Source organism: Rhodococcus sp. P4_F5 (assembly GCF_056401315.1).
The window spans coordinates 23,507-31,300 of record NZ_JBFUJP010000057.1; the positions used below are offsets into that span (position 1 = coordinate 23,507).

Consider the following 7,794-nt stretch of genomic DNA (forward strand, 5'->3'; position numbering starts at 1 on the left):
TGGTTGCGATTTGCCGGGGGACCTGAATTATCGTTTCTGTACACGCTGGACTCACACTGTCCAACGAGCCACTCAGTCGAGTCGTCTGAAACGCGGGGCAGATCCCGCCCTACGTCGACGTCGACGGCTGACGTGGGCGCGCCGATCACCGAGGCTCGGCGCCTGTTCTGTGATGGCCATCAGCGTTGCTGGTCGTCGGTGCATCTACTAGATGGCATACGAAGGCTAGGTATGAAGCAACTTCCAGGCCACGGGTCTCCGGGACCCCAGGGCCTCTACGATCCCGCGAACGAGCACGACGCCTGTGGTGTCGCATTCGTGGTGGACATGCACGGTCGCCGCAGCCGCGACATCGTCGAGAAGGCGATCACCGCGCTGGTGAATCTCGAGCACCGCGGCGCGGCCGGCTCCGAGCCCAACACCGGTGACGGCGCCGGCATCCTGCTCCAGGTGCCGCACGGGTTCTTCCGTGCGATCGTCGACTTCGAGCTGCCCGCCGAGGGCGCCTACGCGACCGGCATGGCGTTCCTCCCGCAGTCCGCGGCCGACGTCGACGCCGCCGTCGCCGCGGTGGAGAAGATCGTCGCCGAGGAGGGTCTGGCGGTCCTCGGCTGGCGTGCGGTCCCCACGGACGACTCCTCGCTCGGCGCGCTCGCTCGCGATGCGATGCCGACGTTCCGTCAGATCTTCATCGCCGCGCCCGACGCGTCGGTCACCGGCATGGACCTCGAGCGCCGCGCCTTCGTGATCCGCAAGCGGGTCGAGCACGAGCTCGGCACCGCCGGCGCGGGCAAGGACGCCACCGGTCGCGAGACGGTGTACTTCCCGAGCCTGTCCGGGCAGACGTACGTCTACAAGGGCATGCTCACGACGCCGCAGCTGCGCGGGTTCTACGTGGACCTGCAGGACGACCGGATGGAGAGCGCGCTGGGCCTGGTCCACTCGCGCTTCTCCACCAACACGTTCCCCTCGTGGCCGTTGGCCCACCCGTACCGGCGCGTCGCGCACAACGGTGAGATCAACACCGTCAGCGGCAACGAGAACTGGATGCGGGCCCGCGAGGCCCTCATCAAGACCGACGTCTTCGGCGAGGGCGCGCTCGACAAGATCTTCCCGGTCTGCACCCCCGGTGCCAGCGACACCGCGCGCTTCGACGAGGTGCTCGAGCTGTTGCACCTCGGTGGCCGCAGCCTGCCGCACGCCGTGCTGATGATGATCCCGGAGGCCTGGGAGCGCCACGAGAGCATGGACCCGGCGCGCCGGGCGTTCTACGAGTACCACTCCGCGCTGATGGAGCCGTGGGACGGGCCGGCATCGGTCTGCTTCACCGACGGCACCGTGATCGGTGCGGTCCTCGACCGCAACGGCCTGCGTCCGTCGCGCCTGTGGGTGACCGAGGACGGCCTGGTCGTGATGGCCTCCGAGGTCGGCGTGCTCGACATCGACCCCGCCACGGTGGTCCGGAAGATCCGCCTGCAGCCGGGCAAGATGTTCCTGGTCGACACCGCGCAGGGCCGGATCGTCGGCGACGACGAGTTCAAGGCCGAGCTGGCCGGCGAGCACCCCTACCAGGAGTGGATCGACAAGGGCCTCACGCACATCGACGACCTGCCGAGCAGCCGGTACGTCTACATGAGCCACCAGCGCGCGCTGCTGCGTCAGCAGATGTTCGGGTACACCAACGAAGAGGTGAACCTGCTCGTCGCGCCGATGGCGAAGACCGGCGCGGAGGCGCTCGGTTCGATGGGTACCGACACCCCGATCGCGGTCCTCTCCACCCGCCCGCGGGTGCTGTTCGACTACTTCCAGCAGCTGTTCGCACAGGTCACCAACCCGCCGCTGGACGCGATCCGCGAAGAGGTCGTGACCAGCCTCGGCGGCACCCTCGGTCCGGAGGGCGACCTGCTCAACCCGACCGCCGAGTCCTGCCGGCAGATTCTCCTGAGCCAGCCGATCCTGCACAACGAGGACCTGGCCAAGCTGGTGCACGTCAACGACGACGGGCGCTTCCCGCTCTTCCGCAGCGTCATCGTGCGCGGCACCTACCCGGTGGCCGACGGCGGCGCCGGCCTGGCGAAGGCCCTCGACGACGTGCGTCAGCGCGTCTCCGACGCCGTCGCCGGCGGCGCCCGCATCATCGTGCTCTCCGACCGGGAGAGCAACGAGAACTACGCGCCGATCCCGTCGCTGCTGCTGACCTCGGCGGTGCACCACCACCTGGTCCGCGAGCGCACCCGTACCCAGGTGGGTCTGGTCATCGAGTCCGGTGACGCCCGCGAGGTGCACCACATGGCGCTGCTGGTGGGCTTCGGCGCGGCCGCGGTCAACCCGTACATGGCCTTCGAGACCATCGACGAGCTGATCAACGACGGCGGGCTGACCGAAATCAGCCGCGACGCGGCCATCAAGAACTACATCAAGGCCGCCGGCAAGGGCGTGCTCAAGGTGATGTCCAAGATGGGCATCTCCACGCTGGCCTCCTACACCGGCGCTCAGCTGTTCCAGCCGATTGGGCTCTCGCAGGAGCTGGTGGACGAGTACTTCACCGGTCTGCGTTCGCACCTCGGCGGCATCGGCCTCGACGAGATCGCCGCCGACGTGTCGGCCCGGCACGCCCGCGCGTACCTGGACCGCCCGGAGGAGCGCGCGCACCGCGAGCTCGAGGTCGGCGGCGAGTACCAGTGGCGGCGTGAGGGCGAGTACCACCTGTTCAACCCGGACACGGTGTTCAAGCTCCAGCACTCCACCCGCACCGGTCAGTACGAGGTCTTCAAGGAGTACACCAAGCTGGTCGACGACCAGTCGGAGCGGATTGCGTCGCTGCGTGGCCTCTTCGAGTTCAAGAAGGGCCTGCGCGAGCCGATCTCGATCGACGAGGTCGAGCCGGCCTCCGAGATCGTCAAGCGGTTCTCCACGGGCGCGATGAGCTACGGCTCCATCTCGGCCGAGGCCCACGAGACGCTCGCCATTGCGATGAACCGCCTTGGTGCGCGGTCGAACTCGGGTGAGGGCGGCGAAGACCCGGCCCGGTTCGTCCCGGACGCCAACGGCGACTCGCGTCGCTCGGCGATCAAGCAGGTCGCGTCGGGCCGCTTCGGCGTCACCTCGCACTACCTGACCAACTGCACCGACATCCAGATCAAGATGGCGCAGGGAGCCAAGCCCGGTGAGGGTGGCCAGCTGCCGGCGCACAAGGTGTACCCGTGGGTGGCCGAGGTCCGGCACTCCACGCCCGGCGTCGGGCTGATCTCGCCGCCGCCGCACCACGACATCTACTCGATCGAGGATCTCGCGCAGCTGATCCACGACCTGAAGAACGCCAACCCGCAGGCCCGCATCCACGTGAAGCTGGTCTCCGAGGTGGGTGTCGGCACCGTCGCCGCGGGCGTGTCCAAGGCGCACGCGGACGTGGTGCTGATCTCCGGCCACGACGGCGGCACCGGCGCGACCCCGCTGACCTCGATGAAGCACGCGGGCGCCCCCTGGGAGCTCGGCCTCGCCGAGACCCAGCAGACACTGCTGCTCAACGGCCTGCGCGACCGCATCGTCGTGCAGGTGGACGGGCAGCTCAAGACGGGTCGCGACGTGGTGATCGCCGCACTGCTCGGCGGCGAGGAGTTCGGTTTCGCCACCGCGCCGCTGGTGGTCTCCGGCTGCATCATGATGCGCGTGTGCCACCTGGACACCTGCCCGGTGGGCGTCGCGACGCAGAACCCGGTGCTGCGCAAGCGTTTCAACGGCCAGCCCGAGTTCGTGGAGAACTTCTTCATGTTCATCGCCGAGGAGGTGCGTGAGCTGCTCGCCGAGCTCGGCTTCCGCACCCTTGTCGAGGCGGTCGGTCAGGTCGACGCCCTCGACACCGCCAAGGCGATCTCGCACTGGAAGGCGTCCAAGCTGGACCTGTCGCCGATCCTGGTGAAGGCCGAGTCGGCGTTCATGAACCAGGACCTGTACTGCACGGGAACCCAGGACCACGCCCTGGAGAAGGCTCTCGACCAGCAGCTCATCGTGCAGAGCCGGGAGGCCGTGGACAGCGGCCTGCCGGTGAAGTTCGAGTCGAAGATCACCAACGTCAACCGGACGGTCGGCACCATGCTCGGCCACGAGGTGACCAAGGTGCACGGCGGCGCGGGCCTGCCCGACGACACCATCGACATCACCTTCACCGGTTCGGCCGGCAACAGCTTCGGTGCCTTCGTGCCGAAGGGCATGACGCTGCGGCTGCACGGCGACGCCAACGACTTCGTCGGCAAGGGTCTCTCCGGTGGTCGGCTGCTGCTGCGGCCGCCGCTGCGGGCGGCGGAAGGCTTTGTCGCAGAAGACAACATCATCGGCGGCAACGTCATCCTGTTCGGCGCCACCAGTGGCGAGGCCTTCATCCGCGGTGTGGTCGGCGAGCGTTTCGCCGTGCGCAACTCGGGTGCCACCGCGGTGGTCGAGGGTGTCGGCGACCACGGGTGCGAGTACATGACCGGCGGCAAGGTCGTCATCCTGGGCTCCACCGGGCGCAACTTCGGCGCCGGCATGTCCGGCGGCGTGGCGTACGTCTACAACCCGGACCGTGACTTCGAGGCGAACCTCAACACCGAGCTCGTCGACCTCGAGGATCTCGCTCCGGAGGACGCCGCGTGGCTCAAGGCAATCGTCGAGCGTCATCGTGCGGAGACGGGATCGGCTGTCGCCGAACGCATTCTGGGCAACTGGTCCCAGCAGGTCAATCATTTCGCGAAGGTGATGCCGCGCGATTACAAGAAGGTACTCATGGCAATCAAGGATGCCGAGATTCGGGGCGCAAACGTGGACCAGGCGATCATGGAGGCAGCTCGTGGGTGATCCAAGCGGCTTCCTGAATCACGGTTCGCGCGAGCTGCCGGTCCGTCGTCCCGTCGCCCTGCGGCTGATGGACTGGAAGGAGGTCTACGAGGATTTCCCGAAGGAGACCCTCCAGACCCAGGCCAGCCGCTGCATGGATTGCGGTATCCCGTTCTGCCACAACGGTTGCCCGCTGGGGAATCTGATTCCCGAGTGGAACGACCTGGTCTTCAAGGACCGGTGGCACGACGGCATCGAGCGGCTGCACGCGACGAACAACTTCCCGGAGTTCACCGGTCGGCTGTGCCCCGCGCCGTGCGAGGCGTCCTGCGTGCTGGGGATCAACCAGGACCCGGTCACCATCAAGCAGGTCGAGGTCGAGATCGTCGACCGCGCCTTCGACGAGGGCTGGGTCGAGCCGGTGCACGCAACCCGGTTGACGGGCAAGAAGATTGCGGTCGTCGGCTCCGGGCCGGCCGGCCTGGCAGCCGCGCAGCAGCTCACCCGCGCGGGACACACGGTGACGGTGTTCGAGCGGGAGGACCGCATCGGCGGGCTGCTGCGCTACGGCATCCCCGAGTTCAAGATGGAGAAGCGGCACATCGACCGCCGGCTGGCGCAGATGGAGGCCGAGGGCACCGTCTTCAAGACCGGCGTGAACGTGGGTGTCGACATCACGGCGGACGCGCTGCGCGAGCAGTTCGACGCCGTGGTGCTGGCCGGCGGTGCCACCGAGGCGCGGGACCTGCCGGTCCCGGGGCGCGAGCTGGACGGCATCCACCAGGCGATGGAGTTCCTGCCGATCGCGAACCGTGTGCAGCAGGGCGACCTCGACGCCCCGACCATCACGGCCGCCGGCAAGAAGGTCGTCATCATCGGCGGCGGCGACACCGGTGCGGACTGCCTCGGCACGTCGCTGCGCCAGGGCGCCGAGATCGTGCACCAGTTCGAGATCATGCCCCGGCCGCCGGAGACCCGCGCGGATTCCACCCCGTGGCCGACGTACCCGCTGATGTTCCGGGTGTCCTCGGCGCACGAGGAGGGTGGCGAGCGGGTGTTCTCGGTCAACACCGAGGAATTCGTGGGCAAGGACGGCGTGGTCACCGCGCTCAAGGCACACGAGGTCGCGATGGTGAACGGCCGCTTCGAGAGGCAGGAGGGCAGCGACTTCGAGATCGAGGCCGACCTGGTGCTGCTCGCGATGGGCTTCGTCGGTCCGGAGAAGCCGGGTCTGCTCACCGACCTGGGCGTCGATCTCAACGAACGCGGCAACGTCGCCCGTTCCAACGAGTGGGCGACCAACGTCGACGGCGTGTTCGTGGCCGGAGACATGGGTCGTGGACAGTCGCTGATCGTGTGGGCGATCGCCGAGGGTCGCGCGTGTGCGGCCGCGGTCGACACCTTCCTCGAGGGTTCGACCTCGTTGCCTGCGCCGATCGTCCCGACGGCGGCCCCGCAGCGTTAGCCAGAAGGTGCCCTGCCCGGTTTGCCGGGTTCTGAGCGCCGACGGTCCGGTGTCTCGATTGTTCGGATTTCCGAGCAGTTGAGACGCCGGGCCGTTGTCATTTCCCGTGCCTCAACTGGGTATTTCATTTACTTTGCCTTTCTTCACTGATTGATCGGACTAATTCTGGACCATCGTTCAGAAAGCACCCTCGTTTCTGTTGCCGAGCCGTTACTCTCACCGTGACATCAATGTGATCTGAATCACCATCGAGGTCACAGCCGCGTCACGCCGCCGCTCGGCGGCTTTGGATTCGGAGGAGCAACAGTGCGCCTGTCCATCTCCCATCGCATCGCGACACCATTGACTGCGGCGGCTGCTGCCGCCGGACTGATCCTGCTGGGCCTGAGCCCGGCCTCGGCGGATCCGGGGCAGACCAGCAACCAGGGCTCGAGCAGCAACCTCATCTACAAGAAGAGTGTGGTCGGCGGGACTGCCGGTGCCACGCTGAAGCCCGGCGACACCGTGACCTACAAGAACGAGGTCATCCACAACAGCGGGGTCGAGCGCTACGTCACCAGGATCCGGGACATCCCGCCGGCGGGCTTCGTGTACGAGAGCGGCTCGGCCACCGGCACCGGCAGCGGCGCCAACATCGTGCAGGAAGCCGACGGCAGCGTGTTGGCCACCTGCTCGAGTGGGTGCAGCTTCCTGGGCGGCGGATTCGTGGTCAAGAGCGGTCAGAACCTGACCTACACCGTGACCTACAAGGTGCCGGCCAATGCACCGGTGGGCATCTTCAACAGCGGCATGTTCTACGACGTCTGGAGCTTCGGCAGCACGCAGGGCTTCAACCCGGCCAACGTCAACGTCCAGGTCCTTCCCGCGGACGTCATCACCAACACCACGGTGAGCGCTCCCGCCACCGCCAACACGGGCGAGCAGGTCAACCTCACGGCGACCGTCGACCCGACCGCGCCCGGTTCGGTGCAGTTCAAGGACGGCGCCGTCAACATCGGCGGGCCGGTCACGGTGGTGAACGGCACGGCCACCCTGCCCCACACCTTCGACACGATTGGCGCGCATGCCATCACGGCGGTCTTCACCGCCGGCAACGGGTTCGTCGGTTCGACGTCGCCCGCGCAGACGGTCAACGTCGCCACCGCCACCACCACCACGCTGACCGTCCCGGCCACCGCCGTCGTCGGCGCCGACGTCACCATCGAGGCCACGATCGCCCCGGCCACCGCGCCCGGCACGGTGCAGTTCAAGGACGGCAACGTCAGCATCGGCGACCCCGTCACCGTGGCGAACGGCACGGCCTCGATCACCCGCAAGTTCCCGGAGGCCAAGTCCCACAGCATCACCGCGCACTTCGTCGGCACCGGCGGCTACAACAACTCCGACTCGGCCGCGTCCGAGCTGAACGTCACCGACGCCGACTTCAACACCACCACCACCGTGCTCGAACCGGTCACCGCCACCGTCGGCGTCCCGGTCAACCTCGCCGCCACCGTCATGCCGATCCCGGACGCCGG

Annotated in this window: 3 protein-coding genes; all 3 read left to right on the top strand. The window is 67.7% G+C overall.

All coding sequences use genetic code 11. From position 1 onward, the window contains the following. The first annotated feature begins 231 nt into the window (after positions 1 to 231). Entirely contained in the window at positions 232 to 4,833 is a 4,602-nt protein-coding gene (gene gltB / locus AC1DU4_RS19620; RefSeq protein WP_477842628.1) for a glutamate synthase large subunit, read from the top strand. Further along, a complete protein-coding gene (locus AC1DU4_RS19625) occupies positions 4,826 to 6,277 on the top strand; it encodes a glutamate synthase subunit beta (protein ID WP_477842630.1) in 1,452 nt (483 codons plus the stop codon). The genes gltB and AC1DU4_RS19625 overlap by 8 nt, the downstream gene beginning before the upstream one ends. Positions 6,278 to 6,583: 306 nt before the next feature. Next, the coding region (locus AC1DU4_RS19630) for an Ig-like domain-containing protein (protein ID WP_477842632.1) at positions 6,584 to 7,794 on the top strand (1,211 nt) is incomplete at its 3' end.

What these genes read in the sequence shown, in the direction of transcription:
- gltB (WP_477842628.1), top strand. Translation starts at nt 232, where the DNA reads ATGAAGCAACTTCCAGGCCACGGGTCTCCGGGACCCCAGGGCCTCTAC.